The following is a 17,652-nucleotide window of genomic DNA, read 5'->3' as shown; positions in this document are numbered from 1 at the left end:
ATCACCCGGGCGGCGGCCGGGCCAAAACACGGCCCCCGGTGGCGCGTTGCCGCGCTAGTCGCGGGGAAGCAGCGGGCCCAGTGGGCCGAGGTCGATGTTCAGATCGTCCTCGGTCAGGCCGAAGTGCTCGCGCAGCTCGGCCATGTTCTCCTCCAGGGCCATCAGGGTCAGCCCCAGTTCCTCGATCTGCTCGTCGCTGAGGTCACCCTGGTCGACCCGGCGCAGCGCTTGGCGCTCCATCAGCTGGCGCAGCAGCTCCACGATGGTCAGCACCAGACCGGCCAGGCTGCGCCGCACCGACTCGGGGTCCACGGTGATGCGCCGCGGGTCGGCCGGACGGCGGTCGTCGTGGAAGCGGTGATCGGGGCGCCGGTCGTCAGGGGTGTGGTCGGTGGTCATCTTCGGCTTCCACTCGTACGGAAGCGATCAGTGCCCTGAGGGAGATGCGCACGAGATCGATGTCGGCGATGCACAGGGTGATCTCTCCGCTGATCACGACCCCTCCCGCCAGCACCCGGTCGAGCAGGTCCACCAGGGCCACCTCGCGCCGTTCGACCGCGCGCGTCACGGCTCCTCCGCCTCCGCTCGCGGCAGGGCCGTGAACGAGTACGGCGGCCATGGGCCGCTGAGCTCGAGGCCGACCTCGGGGAAGCGCTTCCCGAGCGCGGTCACGGCGGCGGTGAACTCGTCGGTGCGGTCATCCGGCACCAGATAGGAGTTGTTGAGGACCATCCACCCCTCGTAGGCGGCGAGTGCCGCGTCCTGCGGCGGGTGTTCGGCGGTCGCGACCGCGAGGCCGGCCAGGGTCGCGTGCACCTCCTCCGCCCGCTCGGTGGCGCGCAGATGGGCCGTCTCCTGCTCCTGCCGCTGGGTGCGGCGGCGCGCGAGGTAGGCGGCGCCGGGCCGGTGGCCGCCGTCGGCCGCGTCCTCGGCGGGGTCCGGGAGGAAGGCCCGCGGATCGACATAGGCCTTCACACCCCATTCGGTCCGCCCGGCCACCCGCCGCAGCGCGGTCGCGAAGTCCTCCCGCCGTTCCTCCAGCATGGCGCGGACCCGGTCGTCGTCGTGGTAGAGCGTCGCGAAGCGCAGCGGGACGACGTGGCGCCGGCCGGCGGCGGTGTCGATGACCTGGTGGTGGGCGCGGGCCGCGCGCTCCAGCCAGCGCAGGTCCTCCAGGTGTTCGCGCAGCGCACGCTCGTCGAAGTCGCTCAGCGGTACGGAACCGACCACGGCCGCCAGTCCCCCGCCCACGACCAGGCGCACCGGCTCGCCCGCCACACCCGTGAGGCCCGCGGGCACACCGGCGTCGGCCAGGTCGGCGGAAGTCACCGCGTACAGCCATGTGGCCTCGGTCCCGGTCACCCCTGCTCCTCCCCCTCGCCGCCTTCCCGCCGCTCTTCGGGTTCCTGCCGCTCTTCGCTTTCCTCCCGCTCTTCGCGTTCCTCCCGGCGCGCGCTGCGGCCGCTCTCCAACTCGCCGATCCGCCGCCGCAGCTGTTCGTTCTCCTGCAGGACGTCCCGGGCGCCGGAGGAGAGCGTGGGGTCGTGCTCCCACCAGTCGATGCCCATCTCACGGGCCCGGTCGACGGAGGCCACGAGCAGCCGGATCTTGATCGTGAGCAGTTCGATGTCCAGCAGATTGATCCGGATGTCCCCCGCGATGACGATCCCCTTGTCGAGCACGCGCTCGAGGATGTCGGCCAGGTTGGCCGGTTCGTGGCGGGCCGGCTCGCGGGAGGCGCCCGTGCGCCGACTCGGCACGAACCCGCGATCCGGGCCGAAGTTCTCGCTCATCAGCCCTCCTCCGCCCCGCCGCGGGAGTAGCGCTTGCCGCGGCGGTAGGAGACGAGGTCGCCGCGGTCGTCCACCGTGACCCGGTAGAGGGCGAGGATGTCCGCGGTGTCGGGCACCCGGTGGGTCTCCACCACCTCGACGCCGACGGTCCAGCCCTCCTCGCCGCGCTCCAGCGAGACCACGCCCTCGGGCTCCTCCCCGGTCAGCTCCCACACCTGACGCACGGCGCTCACCGCGGCCCCGCGGGCGTCCATGGGCCGCCGCCGCGGCCGTCCCCGCCCGCGGTCCTCGTGGCGGTCCGGCTCGTCGTCGCGGCGGTCCGGCTCGCGGTCGTCGCGGCGGTCCCGCTCGCGGTCCTCGCGGCGGTCCGGCTCGCGGTCATCGCCGCGGTCCCGCTCGTCCTCGCGGCGGTCGCGCCCGTCCCGTTCCGCACGGGACACGGCTCATACCTCCAGGCCCCCGGCCGACTGCGCACCCTGCATCAGCCGGTCGACCAGTTCGCTCTCCAGCTCCGCCGCCTCCTCGTCGGACAGCTCACCGGACTCGCGGGCCTCCGCGACCTCCTCCAGGCGCTGGTGGATCACCGTGGGGTCGTACAGCTCCCGCAGCGCCTCCTGCCGCAGTTGCTCGGCAATCCACGCCACACCGCGCACCGGTGCGAGCGGGAGGGTCAGCAGCCCGGTGATCAGGCCCATGGCTAGCCGCCTTCGTCGCCTTGGCGCAGCGCGTCGGCCACGAAGTCGTACGGGGCCAGTGGCCCCAGCAGCCGCAGCTGGACCCGGCCGTGCCACTGCCTGGCCAACTCCTCCGCGGCCTGCTCGAACGCCTCGCGCCTCTTGTCCTCGACCAGGAAGGCGGCGTTCACCACCCCTTCCGAGGACGCCGGCTCCGAGGTCGCCACCGCGAGCGCGAGCGGCGCCAGCCGGTGCTCGATCTCCCGGGCGTCCGCCTCCCGCTTGACCTCGACGGCCTCCACGACCAGCTGTCCCAGCTGGATGCGCAGGTCGTACCCGGCGGCCTCCGGCAGCCCTTCCAGCTCCTCGCGCAGCCGCCTGGCCTCGACGTGTTCCTCCAGCACCTCGCGCAACACCTCGTCCTGGACGTAGCGCGCCCTGAGGGTGAACTGCGCGCTGCCCCGGAGCCGGTCGAGGGCCCAGCCGAAGTCGTCGTGGCCCTCGGTCAGCAGTTCGTCGGTCACCGCCCGCGGGTCCCGCACCACCGTGCCGAACCGCAACGGCAGTACGGGCATGCCCGTGGCGGCCAGCGTGTCCAGCACCCCGGCGTGGGCGCGCAGGTCGTCGGGGGTGCCGAGCGGCTTGCTCGTGGCCACCTCGCTGACCACCGCGGCCAGCCCGCCGTGCCTGATGAAGGTGATCGGGACCCCCTCGCTGCCGGCCGTGCCGACGGCCGGCAGGTCCTTGACCGCCTGACCGGCGCGTTCGCCCTGTGCGCCCTTCTCGTCCGGGACCACCCCGTAGACGTAGCAGGCGTGTCCGTCCTCGGCCGTCACCGCTCGCGCTCCCTGTCACTCGACTGGCTCTTCCTGCGCCGGGGCCTGTCCTCGGCGTCGCGCCGACGCGCCTCCGCTCTCTCTTCCTCGTCGTCGTCCGCGGGCTGGAGGAGGTCGCTGACCTTCTCCTTGACGCCTTCCAGCGCGCCCTTGGTCTTCTGGCGCGCACCGCCCTCGCGCATCTCCTCCATCAGCCCCGGAATGCCGCGGGTCTCGGTTCCGCTGCGGGCGATGTCGAGCCGGCTGGTCGCCTCGGCGAACTTCAGATAGGTGTCGACGCTGGCGACGACGACGCGGGCGTCCACCGTCAGCAGTTCGATGCCGACCAGCGACACCCGGACGTAGACGTCGATGACCAGTCCCTTGTCCAGGATCACCCCGACGACGTCGGCGAGACCGCTGGACGACGGCCGGTCCAGATAATGGCCCTGCTGGCTTGCTACGGTCACCACGCTCTCCCGTTCCGGGGCGGGGGTCCGTCAGCGGCGTGAACGCTGCCGGGGCTCCTCCTCCTCGCCTTCCTCCTCGTACTCGTCCTCCTCCTCGTCGTATTCGTCTTCGCCCTCCGCACGCCGGGAGCCGCCCTCCTCCTCGTCGTACTCGTCCTCGGCCTCGTCCTCTTCGTCGTACTCGTCCTTGGACTCTTCGCGCTTGCCTTCGCCCTCGGCCTTCTTCTCCTCCTCGGGCTCCTCCTCGGCCTCCTCCTCGGGCTCCTCGCGCTTGCCTTCGCCCTCGTCCTCCTTCTGGGCGACCTCGCCGTCGTGGATCTCGCCGCGCCAGCCCTGCACCTCGTCGGGGTGCAGCAGCACGTCGGACATGACATGGCGGCGGAAGTGCTTCAGCTCCAGGCGCGCGCGCCGACCCGGGGCGCGCCAGAGGTTGCCGGTGTGCTCGAAGAAGCCCTGGGGGTGGTACTGCAGGACGACTACGATCCGGGTGAGGCGGGGGGCCAACTCGTGGAAGGAGATCGCGCCGTCCACGTGGCCCTTCGCGGCCCGGGACCGCCATACGATGTGCTGGTCGGGCACCTGGTCGATGATCTCGGCGTGCCACTCGCGGTGCGAGAGGAAGATCTGGGCCTTCCAGTCGGCTTCCGTGTCGCTCGTCTGGTCGACGTTCTCCACCTTCTTCATGAAGCTGGGGAAGTCCTCGAACTGCGTCCACTGGTTGTAGGCGACCGAGACGGGGACACCCACGTCGATCTGCTCGACGATATTGGTGACCTTGAGCTTCTTGCCCTTGCCTCCGCCACCTCCCCCGCCGAGCCCGGGGATGGCGTCCTTGACCTTGTCCTTCATCTTCTTCGCGAACCGCTTCGCACCCGCCTTGAGCATCGGCTTCATCGGCAGCTTGAGCCCGCCGCCGCCACCACCGTCGCCGAGGTGGCTGACCGTGCTCAGGGCGCGCTCGCCCAGCGCGGTGATCAGGTTCTGCGTCTCCTGTATCAGCCGATCGGTGGGCAGTTCCTTGGTCAGCGTGCCGAGCCCGCCCTCACGCCGGTCGCCGTCTGATTGCTCCGCCATGGTTCCTCACCCTCGGTCGCGCCGCTCGGACCCTCCGGCGCCGGCCTTCTTCCCGGCCCGGTCCGGACGGTCGGCCGTCCTCTTGTGCCTGGTCTCCCGCTCACCGCGGGCGTGCTCCTCACGGCCGGACCCCCGCTCGCTCCCGCGCCCCTCGTCACGCGCCTTCGACTCCCCGGCCTCCTTGCCCTCCTTGCCCTCGTCGGCTTCCTTGCTGTCCTTGTTCTCCTCGCGGCCCTCGTTCCCCTTGTGGCCGTCCGAGCCCGAGCGCAGCGCCGTGGCCCGCTGCTCCAGCCGGTCACTCAGCGCGTCGATGCGGTGGCTGGCCGCCGACATGGCCGCCGATCGCCCGGCCGCCAGCAGCTGGCCGCGCACCTCGTGGCTCAGCTTGCCGAGCTCGGAGGACATCAGCCGCTCCGGGCCCACCGCCCCCCGACCCGTCACCAGCCGCCTGCCGGCGGTCAGGCCCGCGAGGGCGAGCGCCGACCGCATCCTGTGGCCGCGCCCGAAGAGATATCCGCTGGTGAAGGCGAGCGCCACCTGGCCGTTGTTCGTCATCCGCTCTTACCTCCCCTTGTCGGGTGAGCGCACTATATGGACATACCACCAAGTATGGCGCATATCCCCTATAGCTTGATACTTCCAGGTAACCCCCGCCCGGCGGGGGGAGGCAAACGCAAGGCCCGTCAGTGAACCTTCACCCAGTCAAGCGTGCGTTCGACGGCCCGTTTCCACCCCGCGTAGCCCTCCTCGCGCCGCCCCCGGCTCCACTGCGGCTCCCACCGCCTGGACTCCTGCCAGTGGGAGCGCAGTTCGTCGGTGTCGCGCCAGAACCCGACGGCCAGGCCCGCGGCGTAGGCGGCGCCGAGCGCGGTGGTCTCGGCGATCCGGGGGCGGCTGACCGGGACGCCGAGCACATCGGCCTGGATCTGCATGCACAGGTCGTTCGCGGTGACCCCGCCGTCCACCTTGAGCACATCGAGGTGGACGCCGGAGTCCCGGTCCATGGCCTCCACCACGTCCCGGCTCTGGTAGCAGATGGCCTCCAGCGTGGCCCGCGCCAGGTGACCGCCGGTGTGGTAGCGCGAGAGGCCGACGATCGCGCCGCGCGCGTCGGAGCGCCAGTACGGGGCGAACAGTCCGGAGAAGGCCGGGACGAAGTAGATCCCGCCGCTGTCCTCGACCGTGAGGGCCAGCCGCTCGCTCCCCGCCGCATCCTCGATGATCTTCAGCTGGTCGCGCAGCCACTGCACGGCCGAGCCGGTCACCGCGATGGAGCCCTCCAGGGCGTAGACGGTGGGGCCGTCGCCGAACCGGTACGCCACGGTGGTGAGCAGCCCACTGCGCGAACGGACCAGTTCCGTGCCCGTGTTGAGCAGCAGGAAGTTGCCGGTGCCATAGGTGTTCTTCGCCTCGCCCGGCGCGAAGCAGACCTGACCCACGGTGGCCGCCTGCTGGTCGCCGAGCACACCGGTGACGGGGATGGCGGTGCGCAGCGGGCGGGTGGTGCGGGTGTGGCCGAACGCCTCGGGGTGGGCCGAGGGGTTGATCGTCGGCAGCATCGCCCGCGGCACCCCGAAGATCCCCAGCAGCTCGTCGTCCCAGTCCAGGGTCTCCAGGTTCATCAGCATGGTGCGGCTGGCGTTGGTCACATCGGTGGCGTGGACACCGCCGCCGGGGCCCCCGGTCAGGTTCCACAGCACCCAGCTGTCGGTGTTCCCGAAGAGGGCGTGGCCGCGCTCGGCGGCCTCGCGGACGCCGTCGACGTTCTCCAGGATCCACTGGATCTTCGCGCCCGAGAAGTAGGTGGCCGGAGGCAGGCCGGCCTTGCGGCGGATGACCTCACCGCGGCCGTCGCGTTCCAGGGCCGCGGCGATGGTGTCCGTGCGGGTGTCCTGCCAGACGATGGCGTTGTAGTACGGCGTCCCGCTGCGCGGATCCCAGACGACGGTGGTCTCCCGCTGGTTGGTGATGCCGATCGCGGCCAGGTCGGCGGGCGCCAGTTCGCTGGCCCGGAACGCGTTCTGCATCACCGAGTTGGTGCGCTCCCAGATCTCCACCGGGTCGTGTTCGACCCATCCGGAGCGCGGCAGGATCTGGCGGTGTTCCAGCTGGTACTTCGCCACTTCCCCGCCGTCGTGGTCGAAGATCATGAAACGGGTGCTGGTGGTCCCCTGGTCCACCGCCCCGATGAAGTCCGGCATCCTGCCCGCCTCTCGTTCGGTCTCAGGTCTCGGAGGGGGTCTGCCCCACCTCCTGCGGCCCGGGCCCGAGCACCGGGAGGAAGGGGCTGACCAGGATCCGGTAGAGGGCCGCGCCGACCAGGCCGCCCACGAGTGGACCGACGATGGGCACCCAGAAGTAGAGGTTTCCGTACTGATCCCGCCAGGCGGTGTCATAGCCGGTGAGGAAGCTGGCGAGGCGGGGACCGAAGTCACGGGCCGGGTTGATGGCGTAGCCGGCGTCGGTGCCCCAGGCCATACCGATGGCGACCACGATGAGCCCGATGACGACGGCGGCGAGGTTGGCGCCCGGGGGCGTGTTCTGCAGATCGGTGACCGCGAGGACCAGCAGCAGCAGGATCGCGGTGCCGATCACCTGGTCGCGCAGCGCGCCCCATTCGCTCACCGGAAGCACACCGTTGCCGGGGAGGGTGGAGAAGACGAACTGGGTCTTGAGGGTGTGGCCCGGATCGACCTTGGCCAGCACCTCGGTGTAGTTCCAGCGCACCAGCAGAGCCGCGACGAACGCGCCGGCGGTCTGCGCGATCGCGTACGGCAGGACCTTGCTCCACGGGAAGCCCTTGAAGACCGCCAGGGAGAGGGTGACGGCGGGGTTGAGGTGGCCGCCGCTGAGCCGGGCCGCGACGTACACCCCGAAGGTGACGCCGAGCCCCCAGGCCCAGGCGATGCTGTCGTGGTCGCCGAGCCCCGCGGCGACGACCTGGGCCACCACGCCGCAGCCGAAGAGGATGAGGACCATGGTGCCGACGAACTCCGCGGACAGCTCGCCGAGCAGCCCCGTCCTGTGGACGGCTGGTTTCTGCTCGCTCATGGGGCCACCTGTCTCCGGCGCTTTGACGACCATCGTGGAGGGGCCGGGTCCCGTCGGCTCGCGCAGGTGGGCCGATCGGGGCAACGTCACGGCGCTCGGGGCTGTACGGGGAGGTGGGCGGCCCTGTACTACGGTCCTGGCCGCCTCGGCGGCCGATCGCTTTCGCCAGAGCAGAACATTCTCGTGAGACAGGATCAGGAACGCGGATGCCGACAACCGGAGCCCCGACGAACTGGGCCGGCAACATCACCTTCGGCGCGGCACGGGTGCACCACCCGGCCTCGGTCGCCGAGCTGCGACGGATCGTCGGCTCCGCCGAACGCGTCCGCGCGCTCGGCACCGGCCACTCCTTCAACCGCATAGCCGACACCAGCGGCGATCTGGTCCGCCTCGACCGGCTGCCGCACCGGGTGGAGATCGACCCCGACGGCTCGCGGGTGACCGTCGGTGCGGGTATGCGGTACGCGCAGGTCGCCGAGGCCCTGCAGTCGGCCGGTTACGCGCTGGCCAACCTCGCCTCGCTGCCGCACATCACCGTCGCGGGGGCCTGCGCGACCGGCACCCACGGCTCCGGCAACACACAGCGGAGCCTCGCGGCGTCGGTGGCGGGGCTGGAGATCGTCGGCCCGGAGGGCGACCTGACGCGGCTGAGCCGTGAGGCCGATGCGGACCGGCTGGCCGGGGCGGTGGTCTCGCTGGGCGGTCTCGGCGTCGTCACCGGCGTCACGTTGGACATCGAGCCGGCCTACGACGTGGCCCAGTGGGTCTACGACGGGCTGCCCCTGGACCGGCTGGCCGACAGGTTCGACGAGGTGTCCGGCGCCGCGTACAGCGTGAGCGTGTTCACCGACTGGCACTCCGGGGACGGGGTGGTGTGGCTCAAGTGCCGCGCCGACCGGCCAGGCCCGCCCCGGCCGGGGCAGCCCTGGCTGGGCGCCCGCCCGGCCGACGGCCCGCGCCACCCGGTGCCCGGCATGCCGCCCTCGCACTGCACGCGGCAGGCGGGCGTGCCCGGGCCGTGGCACGAGCGGCTGCCGCACTTCCGGCCGGACTTCACGCCCAGCAGCGGCGAGGAGCTGCAGTCGGAGCTCATCCTGCCGCGCGGCGCTGCGCCCGAGGCCTTCGCGGCGCTGCGCCGGCTGGGCGGCCGGATCGCGCCGGTGCTGCTGGTGTCCGAGGTCCGCACGATCGCCGCCGACGACCTGTGGCTGAGCCCGGCGTACGGCCGTGACAGCGTCGCCCTCCACTTCACCTGGGCGCCCGACCGCGCCGCGGTGCTCGAGGTCGTCGCCGCGATGGAGGAGGAGCTGCTGCCGCTGGGGGCGCGCCCGCACTGGGGCAAGCTGACCGCGGCCGCGCCCGGGGACGTGGTGGCGGGCTATGAACGGGCCGCGGACTTCGGACGCTTGCTGCGGGAGTACGACCCGGCGGGCAAGTTCCGCAACCCGTACCTGGACCGGCTGTTCCCTCTTTTGTGAGGGCTCGGTTCTCCCCTGTCACCGCTGGGAGGCGCCGCACCCCGGTCGGGATCAGCTGGGCCGAAGGTCCCTCATCCGGTCCCCGGGCAGCCCATGTGGCCCGGGGTCCGGCCGCGGGAGGCTGGTCGTAGGGGGCGGAGAAGGAGCCCGCGATGAAGCACCGCAAGATCGGCAATGTGATGACCGACGACGTCGTCCGGATCGGCTCCGGTGCCTCGCCCCACGAGGTCATGGAGCTGCTCGCACGGCATCGCATCGGCGGGCTGCCCGTGGTGGACGAGGACGAGAAGGTCGTCGGCGTGGTCTCGGGGGCCGATCTGCGGGCCGGGGCCGGCGCCCGCACCGCCGGACAGCTGATGTCGCGGCCCGCGGTCACCGTGCGCCCGCAGGACAGCGTGGTCGACGCCGCGCGGACCATGGCGCGGCACGGCGTGGAGCGGCTGCCGGTGATCGACGAGGAGGACCGGCTGGTCGGCATCGTCACCCGGCGCGACCTGCTGCGGGTCTTCCTCCGCCCGGACCATGAGATCCGCGCCGAGGTGATCGACGAGGTGCTGGTCCGCTCCCTGTGGCTGCTGCCCCACACGGTCGACGTCACGGTGACCGACGGGGTGGTGCGGCTGGAGGGGCAGCTGGAGCGGCACAGCGAGGTCCCCATCGCGGTGCGGATGGCCGGCCAGGTGGACGGGGTGGTGGCCGTCGTCGACCGCCTCACCTACCGCGTCGACGACGCGGCGCCGGGGCCGGCCCAAGAACCGGACCGGTGGCTGCGGCGCGGGCCGGCACCGCCGTCCAAGGCCGGGCCGGGGTGAGGACGGGAGGTCGTCGCCCATGACGCGTTCGGGCACCGAGCCCTCCGGCACCCCGCCGCCCGACGGCCGGGTCGTGGTGGGCCTGGACGGCTCCGACAGCGGGTGGGTCGCGCTGGACCGGGCGGTCGGCGAGGCGCAGCGCCGCGGGACGACGCTGGAGATCGTGCACGCCTGGCCGTGGGCGCAGACCGACCCGGCCGTCTTCGGCGTGGGCACCGAGGCGCACCGGACGCCGGTGGAGATCGCCCGGACGGTGCTGCGGCTGGCGGTGGCGCGGGCCGCCGAGAAGGCCCCGGACCTGCGGGTGGTGCCCACCCTCACGGCGCAGGACGCGGTGCCGGAGCTGCTGCGCATCGGCCAGGACGCGGCGCTGACCGTCATCGGCACCCGCGGCCTGGGGGGCTTCACCGGGCTGCTGCTGGGCTCGGTGGGGCTGCGGCTGGCCGCGCACACCGCGCGCCCGCTGCTGGTGGTGCGGGGCGACATCCCGGCCGCGTACGGCCCCGAGGGCCATGGCAAGGTGCTGGTCGGGGTCGAGTCGAGCGCGGACGAGGCGGCGGCGCGGTACGCGTTCGAGGAGGCGGTGCGCCGCCGCGCACGGCTGCGCGTGCTGTACGCGGGGGCCCGCCCGCCACTGCTCGGGGGCGACCACCCGCTGCCCTCGCGGGAGGATCCGGCGGCGCGGGCCGAGCGGGAGCGGGCGGGCGCGCACCAGGTGGTCGCGGCGCTGGCCGAGGAGTTCGGGCAGGTGGGGGTGCGGGAGCACACGCCCCACGGCGCCCCGGCGCCCGCCCTGGTGGAGGCCTCGCGCGCGGCGGACGTCGTGGTCCTCCCGGTCCACCGCCGTACGGCCCCGCTGGGCATGCAGCTCGGCCCGGTCACCCACGCGGTGCTGCACCACTCCCACTGTCCGGTGGTGCTCGTCCCGATCGACCGGCGGGAGTGAGAGCGACCGGGGCGGGAGAGCCCGTGCACGGTACGTGCCCGCTGGGGACAATTGGGTATATCAAGATTTAGGGGACATATCCGAGGGGAAGCGGTCATGAAAGCACTCGTCTTCCACGGACCGGGGCGCTCCTCCTGGGAGGACGTTCCGGACCCCGGCCTCCAGGAGACCGCCGACGCGATCGTCCGTGTCGACACCACCACCATCTGCGGCACCGATCTGCACATCCTCAAGGGCGATGTGCCCGACGTGCGGCCCGGTACCGTCCTCGGCCACGAGGCCGTCGGCGAGGTCGTCGAAACCGGCGAGGACGTGCGCACCGTACGCCCCGGGGACCGGGTGCTGGTCTCCTGCGTCTCGCCGTGCGGCCGCTGCCGGTTCTGCCGGGAGCAGGCATACGGTCAGTGCCACGGCGGCGGGGGCTGGGTCCTGGGGCGCCTGATCGACGGCACGCAGGCCGAGTACGTCAGGGTGCCCTTCGCCGACCTGTCGCTGCACCCGCTGACCGGCGCGGCCGACACCCTCGAAGCCGTGCTGCTGGCCGATGTCTTCCCCACCGCCTACGAGGTGGGGGTGGTGAACGCGGGGGTGCGGCCCGGGGACACGGTCGCGGTCGTCGGCACCGGGCCCGTCGGGCTCGCCGCGATCGCCACCGCGGAGCTCTTCTCCCCCGCCCGGATCATCGCCGTCGACCTGCTGCCCGCCCGGCTGGAGGCGGCCAAACGGCTGGGCGCCGACGCGGTGGTGCAGACCACGGAGGGGCCCGAGCCGCTGGTCGACGACCTCACCGGAGGCCTCGGCGCCGATGTGGTCATCGAGGCGGTGGGCACCCCCGCGAGCTTCGAGGCGTGTACGCGCATGGTGCGCCCCGGCGGGCGGATCGCCAACATCGGCGTGCACGGACGGCCCGTGACACTGCATCTGGAGGACCTGTGGATGCGGAATCTGACGATCACCACCGGTCTCGTCGACACCCGCACCACGCCCACGCTGCTGTCCATGCTGACCACCGGGCGGCTGCCCGCGGCGGCGTCGCTCATCACCCACACCTTCGAGCTCGACCAGATGGAGGAGGCGTACGACGTCTTCTCGCAGGCGGCCGACACCGGTGCGCTCAAGATCGCGCTCGGGGTGCCCACCAGGCCGCTGGTGCCCCGGGAGACGAACGGAGAGAAGTGATCGGCCATGGCCGAACCAGCACGGCCGGACCCGGCCATCGCCCGGCCGGCCACCGGCGGCGGTGACATCGGACGGCGCGTGGCCCGGCGCCGTGAGCGGCTGGGGCTGAGCCGGGAGGACGTGGCCGCGCGGGCGGGCACGGCGCCGGGGTATCTGAAGCATCTGGAGGAGACTCCCGCCGCCCCCGGCGCGGGCTTCCTCCTGCGGCTGGCCGCGGCCCTGGACACCACCGCCGACGAGTTGGGGGGCCGTGGCGGCGCGGCCAAGGCGCCCGGCCCCGTCCGGGAGGCCGGCCACCCGCACCTGGTGGAGCTGGGCCCCGAGGAGTGCCACGACCTGCTCTCCGCCTCCGGGGTGGGCAGGATCTCGGTGTCCACCTCGTGGGGACCCGCCGTCGTCCCGGTGGACTACAGCGTCGTCGGCGACGCGGTGGTCCTCCGCACCGCCCCCGACGCCTCCCCGGCCGCCGCCGCGGGGTCCGAGGTCGCGTTCGAGGTGGACCACGTCGACGAGACGCTCAGCGAGGGCTGGAGCGTGCTCGTCGTCGGGCGGGCCCGGCAGCTCACCGAGCCGGAGGCGGTGCGGCGCCTGGCCGGCCGGGAGCAGCACCACAGGCCCTGGCCGGGCGGCAGCCGCGACCTGTGGCTTGGCTTCGACCCCGCCGGCGTCACGGGGCGCCGGATCCACGTGCGCTGAGCGCGGGTCAGGACGCCGCGGCGCGGCCGCCGCCCGCCGCCCGGGCGGAGCCCGCCGCTGAGGCAAGGAAGGAGGTCCCGGTGCATCGGACCTCGCACATCGTGAGTGATGTGATGACCCATACCGTCGTCGCCGTCGGCCGCGAGGCCCCGTTCAAGGAGATCGTGAAGACGCTGGAGCAGTGGAAGGTGAGCGCCCTGCCGGTCCTGGAGGGCGAGGGGCGGGTGATCGGCGTGGTCTCGGAGGCCGATCTGCTGCCCAAGGAGGAGTTCCGGGACAGCGACCCGACCCGGCTCGGCCAACTGCGCGACCTGCCCGACATCGTGAAGGCGGGCGCGGTGACCGCCGAGGAGCTGATGACCTCTCCCGCCATCACGGTGCATGCGAACGCGACCCTGGCCGAGACCGCCCGGATCATGACCCACAGGCGCGTCAAACGGCTTCCCGTGGTCGATGACGAGGGCCGGCTCGAGGGCATCGTCAGCCGTGCCGATCTGCTGAAGGTGTTTCTGCGCGCGGACGAGGACATCGAGGAGGAGGTGCGGCGCGAGGTCGTGTCGTATCTCTTCCCGGCCTCGACGGGGCAGCCGGTGCGGGTGAACGTGCGGGAGGGCGTGGTCACCCTCGCCGGCCAGGTCAGGGACGCCGCCCTGATCCCGGCGGCGGAGCGGCTGATCCGCTCGGTCGAGGGCGTGGTGGACTTCGACAACCAGCTGAGCGCCGTCCACCACGTCGCCCGGCCGTCGTGACCCGCGCGGCTCAGCCGCCGCGGCTGCTCCAGCGCGGCTCGACCTCGGCCCAGGCCCGCTCCCACTGCGCCGCGCGGCTGCGGTCCAGCCGCCACCGTACGACGCGCCGGCCCGCCAGGGTCACCAGGCACACGCCGGTGGCCGCCGTGACGCCGGTCAGGGCCGCCCGGCTCTCGGCCTCCTGCGGGGTGAGCGGCGCGTGGACCAGTCGGCCGCGCCCGTCGATCCACACCACGGTCGACGTCCCCGCCGCGCCCCCCTCGCGTACCTGGGCGGTGCCGGTGTGGACGGTGCCGTCGGGCGCCTTCCAACGCACGGTGGCGGGGACGCGGTCGGCCCTGCCGCCGTCGGCGCCCGGCGCCCCCACGGGGGCGTCCTCCAACAGCCGCGCCGGAACGGGGTGCCGCTCGGCCCGCTGCGCCAGCAGCGGCGCCTCCACTGCGGCGGAGGTGGCCACCCCGGCCGCCGTGCCGCCGACCACCATCACCAGCCCGGCCACCAGCGCGACCCAGGCCTCCACGACGTCCGAACGCCGCTTGAGCGGGTTGCGCCGCCACCTCCAGCACAGCCGCCCCCGCGCCTTCGCGCTCATCGCCGCACCCCCTGTCGCGTGCAGTCGCGTACTGCTCGGCGGAAACCCGCGCGGCAGCGCGAGGGCTCCCTGTCTCGACCCTCCCACGCTCGGGCCGCGGGGGCGAGGGCCGGGCAGACCCGGCGGCGGGACCATCGGCCCCGCCGCCCCATCGCGGGGCCCGTTCGGCCCTGGCGTGGCCACCCGGGGCGCGCCATGATCGGTCTGAGGGGGCCGGGCCACGACAGCCGTGCGAACGGAAGGCCGCCATGACGGACTCACCACACCACCCCCCGCCGACCCCGGGCACCCCGATCAGCCCCAGCAGCCCCATTAGGGTGTTCTTGCTGGACGACCACGAGGTCGTACGGCGCGGGCTGCACGACCTCCTCGACGCCGAGCCGGACATCGAGGTGGTCGGCGACGCGGGAACCGTCGCCCAGGCGCTCGCCCGGGGGCCCGCGCTGCGGCCCGACGTCGCGATCCTGGACGTACGGCTGCCGGACGGGAACGGGGTCACCGTCTGCCGCGAACTGCGCTCCGGAATGCCCCGGCTGGCCTGTCTGATGCTGACCTCGTTCGACGACGACGATGCCCTGCTGGACGCGATCATGGCGGGGGCCGCGGGATACGTCCTCAAGCAGATCAAGGGCTCCGACCTGGTCTCCGCCGTACGCACCGTCGCGTCCGGCCAGTCGATGCTCGACCCGGCCACCACCACCCGGCTGATGAGCACCCTGCGCGGGGAGGGCGCCGAGCCGCGGCCGCGGGACGGGTCGCTGGCCGGGCTGTCCACCCGGGAGCGGGAGATCCTGGCCCTGATCGGTGAGGGGATGACGAACCGGCAGATCGGCAAGCGGCTCTATCTGTCCGAGAAGACGGTGAAGAACCACATCTCCCGCCTGCTGTCGAAGCTCGGCGTCGAACGCCGCGTCCAGGCGGCGGTGATCGCCACCCATGCGGAACCGGGCCACCCCGGCAGCCACTCCGCCCGGCCCCACTCCGCCCGGCCCGACTCCGCCCGCTGACGCCCGTCACGCGTCCCGCGGCAGCGGAACGCTCCACACCAGGCGCGTGCCGCCGCCCGGCGGGACCTCCAACGCCAGTTCACCGCCGCGCTTCCCGGCGCGCTCGGTGAGGTTCCGCAGCCCACTGCGCCGCCCGCCCTCCGGAAGGCCCACCCCGTCGTCGGTGACCGTGAGGGTCAGCCGGCCGGACCCGACGGCCAGGGAGATCTCCGCGCCGCGGGCCCGCGCATGGCGGGCGATGTTGGACAGCGCCTCGGCCAGCACCGCGACCACGTCGTCCGCGACGTCGTACGGCACATCGGCGTCGACCAGCCCCTCCGTGCGCAGCGAGGGCGTGAACCCCAGCGCGGGCACGGCCTCCTCGACCGTCCTGGCCGTACGCACCCGCAGCCCCTGGGCGGCCGGGCCCGCCTCGTGCGACCGCAGACCGAAGATCGTCGACCGGATGATCCTGATGGTGTCGTCCAGGTCGTCCACCACCCGCAACAGCCGCTCCGAGCCCTCCGGGTGGTGGACGAAGCGCACGGTCGACTGCAGCGACATCCCCGCGGCGAACAGCCGCTGGATGGCCAGGTCGTGCAGATCGCGGGCGATCCGGTCGCGGTCCTCCAGCAGCGCCAGCTGCTCGGCGTCGCGCCGCCGCTCGGCCAGCTTCATGGCGATCGCGGCCTGACCCGCGAAGCCGAGCAGCATGTCCGTCTCCATGGGGGTGAAGGGCGCGCTGCCCGCCGCCCGGGCCAGCGACAGCACCCCCTGGACCCCCTCGCTGGTCCGCATCGGAACGGCCACCGCGGGGCCGAGGCCCGTCCAGCGCTTGGGCCCCAGCGTGATCCGGGGATCGTTCTCGACGTCGACGCTGGTGACGGCCTCGGACTCGAGGAAGGCGGCGCCCGCGAACGAGCCCCGGCAGGGCAGCACGAGACCGCGGTGCGCCTCGGCGTCGATGCCGTCCGCGAGCGCCATCTGGAGGTCGGCGGTCCCCTCGACCGGCAGCGCGAGCACCCCCAGGTCCGCCGCGAGCAGGCGCCGGGCGTGCCCGACGATCAGCCCCAGCACCCGGGTCTCGTCCACCCCGGACAGCAGCCCCTGGGTGACCTCCGCGTTCGCCTCCAGCCAGCGCTGGCGGTGCCGGGCCTCCTCGTACAGCCGGGCGTTCTCGATGGCCACGCCGGCCGCCACGGCGAGGGTGGACAGCACCGTCTCGTCCTCGCCGTCGAACTCCTCGCCGCTCCGCTTCTGCGTCAGGTAGAGATTGCCGAAGACCTCGTCCCGCACCCGGATGGGCACCCCCAGGAACGAGCGCATGGGCGGATGCCCCGCCGGAAAGCCGTAGGAGGCCGGGTGCTCGGACAGCTCGGCCAGCCGCAGCGGTTGGGGGCGGCGGATGAGCTCGCCCAGGATGCCGTGGCCGCACGGCAGCGCCCCGATCCGAGCGATCTGCCCCTCGTCGACGCCCACGGTCAGGAACTCCGCCAGCCGCCGGTCCTCGCCGATCACGCCGAGGGCGCCGTACTCGGCGTCCACCAGCACCACGGCCGCCTCGACGATCCGCCGCAGCACCTGCGGCAGATCCAGCTCCCGGCCGACCGAGAGCACGGCCTCCAGCAGGCTGTGCACCCTGTCCTGCGTCCCCCGCACCGCGTCGATGCGCAGCCGCAGCTCGTCCAGCAGCTCGTCGAGCCGCAGCCGGGGCGGATTCCTGGAGCTCCTCGCGCTACCCATGCCCACGGACCTCCCACTCCTTACGGTAGCCGCGCACCGCGGAGGGGCGAACGCTGTCAGCCGCGCAGCAGCTCCTCGAGGCGGTCGAGGAAGACCCCCTGCTTGGCCACGATCTTCTGCCGCGCCTGCGCGAGATCCAGCCAGGCCACCCGGTCGACCTCGGGGAAGGCCTGAAGCCGCCCGGACCCCCTGGGCCACTCCATCTCGAACGTGCCCGGGGTGACCTGCCGCGGATCGAGGTCTGCCGCCAGCGCCCAGACCGTCACGACCTTGCCCCCGGTCTGCCGGACGGAGCCGAGCGGAAGGAGGTCGCCCGGGGGCGGCGGCAGGCCCAGCTCCTCCTGGAACTCCCGGCGTGCCGCGGCCTCCGGGGCCTCGTCCGGCTCGTACTCGCCCTTGGGAATGGACCAGGCGCGCTCGTCCTTGCGCGCCCAGAAGGGCCCGCCCATGTGGCCGAGCAGGACCTGCGGCACGGGGGCCGGGTCCGTCTCCGCCGCGCCCGTCCGGGCCGCCCCCACCCCGCGGAACAGCAGGATTCCGGCGCTTCGCTTTGCCGTCACAGTGCCCAGTGTGCGCTGCGCCCGCCCACCAGGC

22 protein-coding genes are annotated in these 17,652 nt (G+C 73.2%); 7 read left to right on the top strand and 15 right to left on the bottom strand.

All coding sequences use genetic code 11. The annotated features are described in order from the left end of the window. Positions 1-54 precede the first annotated feature (54 nt). From ACFZDL_RS07820 to ACFZDL_RS07765, 12 genes are all read right to left on the bottom strand, one after another. Positions 55-399: a gas vesicle protein K gene (locus ACFZDL_RS07820; RefSeq protein ID WP_353596484.1), complete on the bottom strand. Its 345-nt coding sequence runs from the start codon at positions 397-399 to the stop codon at positions 55-57. Continuing rightward, on the bottom strand, positions 377-568 hold the full coding sequence (locus ACFZDL_RS07815; RefSeq protein ID WP_353596485.1) for a gas vesicle protein: 192 nt from the start codon (positions 566-568) through the stop codon (positions 377-379). The genes ACFZDL_RS07820 and ACFZDL_RS07815 overlap by 23 nt, the downstream gene beginning before the upstream one ends. Further along, complete coding sequence (locus ACFZDL_RS07810; RefSeq protein ID WP_353596486.1) at positions 565-1,362, bottom strand: GvpL/GvpF family gas vesicle protein; 798 nt, start codon at positions 1,360-1,362, stop codon at positions 565-567. The genes ACFZDL_RS07815 and ACFZDL_RS07810 overlap by 4 nt, the downstream gene beginning before the upstream one ends. After that, positions 1,359-1,793, bottom strand: coding sequence for a gas vesicle protein (locus ACFZDL_RS07805; RefSeq protein WP_353596487.1), 435 nt, complete (start codon positions 1,791-1,793; stop codon positions 1,359-1,361). Before ACFZDL_RS07805 ends, ACFZDL_RS07810 begins: the two co-directional genes overlap by 4 nt. After that, positions 1,793-2,233 carry a gas vesicle protein gene (locus tag ACFZDL_RS07800; protein WP_353596488.1) on the bottom strand — a complete coding sequence of 147 codons (441 nt, stop codon included), beginning with the start codon at positions 2,231-2,233 and terminating at the stop codon, positions 1,793-1,795. Before ACFZDL_RS07800 ends, ACFZDL_RS07805 begins: the two co-directional genes overlap by 1 nt. 3 nt (positions 2,234-2,236) lie before the next feature. After that, positions 2,237-2,488 carry a gas vesicle protein GvpG gene (locus ACFZDL_RS07795; RefSeq protein WP_353596489.1) on the bottom strand — a complete coding sequence of 84 codons (252 nt, stop codon included), beginning with the start codon at positions 2,486-2,488 and terminating at the stop codon, positions 2,237-2,239. Positions 2,489-2,490: 2 nt separating this feature from the next. Next, the gene (locus tag ACFZDL_RS07790) at positions 2,491-3,303 is read right to left on the bottom strand and encodes a GvpL/GvpF family gas vesicle protein (RefSeq protein ID WP_353596490.1); all 813 of its coding nucleotides are present in this window, start codon (positions 3,301-3,303) and stop codon (positions 2,491-2,493) included. Next, positions 3,300-3,752, bottom strand: a complete 453-nt coding sequence (gene gvpJ / locus ACFZDL_RS07785; RefSeq protein WP_353596491.1) for a gas vesicle protein GvpJ — start codon at positions 3,750-3,752, stop codon at positions 3,300-3,302. The genes ACFZDL_RS07790 and gvpJ overlap by 4 nt, the downstream gene beginning before the upstream one ends. Before the next feature lie 30 nt (positions 3,753-3,782). Further along, the gene (locus ACFZDL_RS07780; RefSeq protein WP_353596492.1) at positions 3,783-4,826 is read right to left on the bottom strand and encodes an SRPBCC family protein; all 1,044 of its coding nucleotides are present in this window, start codon (positions 4,824-4,826) and stop codon (positions 3,783-3,785) included. Between the two features lie 6 nt (positions 4,827-4,832). Beyond that, positions 4,833-5,381 carry a hypothetical protein gene (locus ACFZDL_RS07775; protein WP_353596493.1) on the bottom strand — a complete coding sequence of 183 codons (549 nt, stop codon included), beginning with the start codon at positions 5,379-5,381 and terminating at the stop codon, positions 4,833-4,835. A gap of 128 nt (positions 5,382-5,509) precedes the next feature. After that, positions 5,510-7,027 (bottom strand): glycerol kinase GlpK, encoded by a 1,518-nt coding sequence (gene glpK, locus ACFZDL_RS07770; protein ID WP_353596494.1) that lies wholly within the window; start codon positions 7,025-7,027, stop codon positions 5,510-5,512. 22 nt (positions 7,028-7,049) lie between these two features. Beyond that, a complete protein-coding gene (locus ACFZDL_RS07765) occupies positions 7,050-7,877 on the bottom strand; it encodes an MIP/aquaporin family protein (RefSeq protein ID WP_353596495.1) in 828 nt (275 codons plus the stop codon). A gap of 206 nt (positions 7,878-8,083) precedes the next feature. On the opposite strand from ACFZDL_RS07765, the gene ACFZDL_RS07760 reads away from it, so the two are divergent. From ACFZDL_RS07760 to ACFZDL_RS07735, 6 genes are all read left to right on the top strand, one after another. Further along, on the top strand, positions 8,084-9,355 hold the full coding sequence (locus tag ACFZDL_RS07760; protein ID WP_353596496.1) for an FAD-binding protein: 1,272 nt from the start codon (positions 8,084-8,086) through the stop codon (positions 9,353-9,355). Between the two features lie 152 nt (positions 9,356-9,507). Further along, entirely contained in the window at positions 9,508-10,167 is a 660-nt protein-coding gene (locus ACFZDL_RS07755; RefSeq protein ID WP_353596497.1) for a CBS domain-containing protein, read from the top strand. Positions 10,168-10,186: 19 nt separating this feature from the next. Continuing rightward, positions 10,187-11,113, top strand: coding sequence for a universal stress protein (locus tag ACFZDL_RS07750; protein WP_353596498.1), 927 nt, complete (start codon positions 10,187-10,189; stop codon positions 11,111-11,113). Between the two features lie 96 nt (positions 11,114-11,209). Continuing rightward, positions 11,210-12,292, top strand: a complete 1,083-nt coding sequence (locus tag ACFZDL_RS07745) for a zinc-dependent alcohol dehydrogenase family protein (protein ID WP_353596499.1) — start codon at positions 11,210-11,212, stop codon at positions 12,290-12,292. A 6-nt stretch (positions 12,293-12,298) separates the two neighbouring features. Then, entirely contained in the window at positions 12,299-12,988 is a 690-nt protein-coding gene (locus tag ACFZDL_RS07740) for a pyridoxamine 5'-phosphate oxidase family protein (protein ID WP_353596500.1), read from the top strand. A gap of 80 nt (positions 12,989-13,068) precedes the next feature. Next, positions 13,069-13,737: a CBS domain-containing protein gene (locus ACFZDL_RS07735; RefSeq protein ID WP_353596501.1), complete on the top strand. Its 669-nt coding sequence runs from the start codon at positions 13,069-13,071 to the stop codon at positions 13,735-13,737. 10 nt (positions 13,738-13,747) lie between these two features. On the opposite strand, the gene ACFZDL_RS07730 is transcribed toward ACFZDL_RS07735, so the two are convergent. Beyond that, positions 13,748-14,329 (bottom strand): hypothetical protein, encoded by a 582-nt coding sequence (locus tag ACFZDL_RS07730; protein WP_353596502.1) that lies wholly within the window; start codon positions 14,327-14,329, stop codon positions 13,748-13,750. Positions 14,330-14,577: 248 nt separating this feature from the next. Between ACFZDL_RS07730 and ACFZDL_RS07725 the strand changes: the two genes are divergently transcribed. Then, positions 14,578-15,336: a response regulator transcription factor gene (locus ACFZDL_RS07725; protein ID WP_353596503.1), complete on the top strand. Its 759-nt coding sequence runs from the start codon at positions 14,578-14,580 to the stop codon at positions 15,334-15,336. A gap of 6 nt (positions 15,337-15,342) precedes the next feature. Here the strand turns inward: ACFZDL_RS07725 and ACFZDL_RS07720 are convergent, their stop codons facing one another. Continuing rightward, positions 15,343-17,058, bottom strand: a complete 1,716-nt coding sequence (locus ACFZDL_RS07720; RefSeq protein WP_353596504.1) for a GAF domain-containing protein — start codon at positions 17,056-17,058, stop codon at positions 15,343-15,345. 56 nt (positions 17,059-17,114) lie between these two features. Further along, a complete protein-coding gene (locus tag ACFZDL_RS07715; protein ID WP_353596505.1) occupies positions 17,115-17,618 on the bottom strand; it encodes an NUDIX domain-containing protein in 504 nt (167 codons plus the stop codon). Positions 17,619-17,652 lie beyond the last annotated feature (34 nt).

The organism is Streptomyces sp. NPDC007917, assembly GCF_042959105.1.
Lineage (GTDB): Bacteria > Actinomycetota > Actinomycetes > Streptomycetales > Streptomycetaceae > Streptomyces.
Note: the sequence above shows the minus strand (reverse complement) of the source record. Positions and strands in the feature narration are given on the sequence as shown.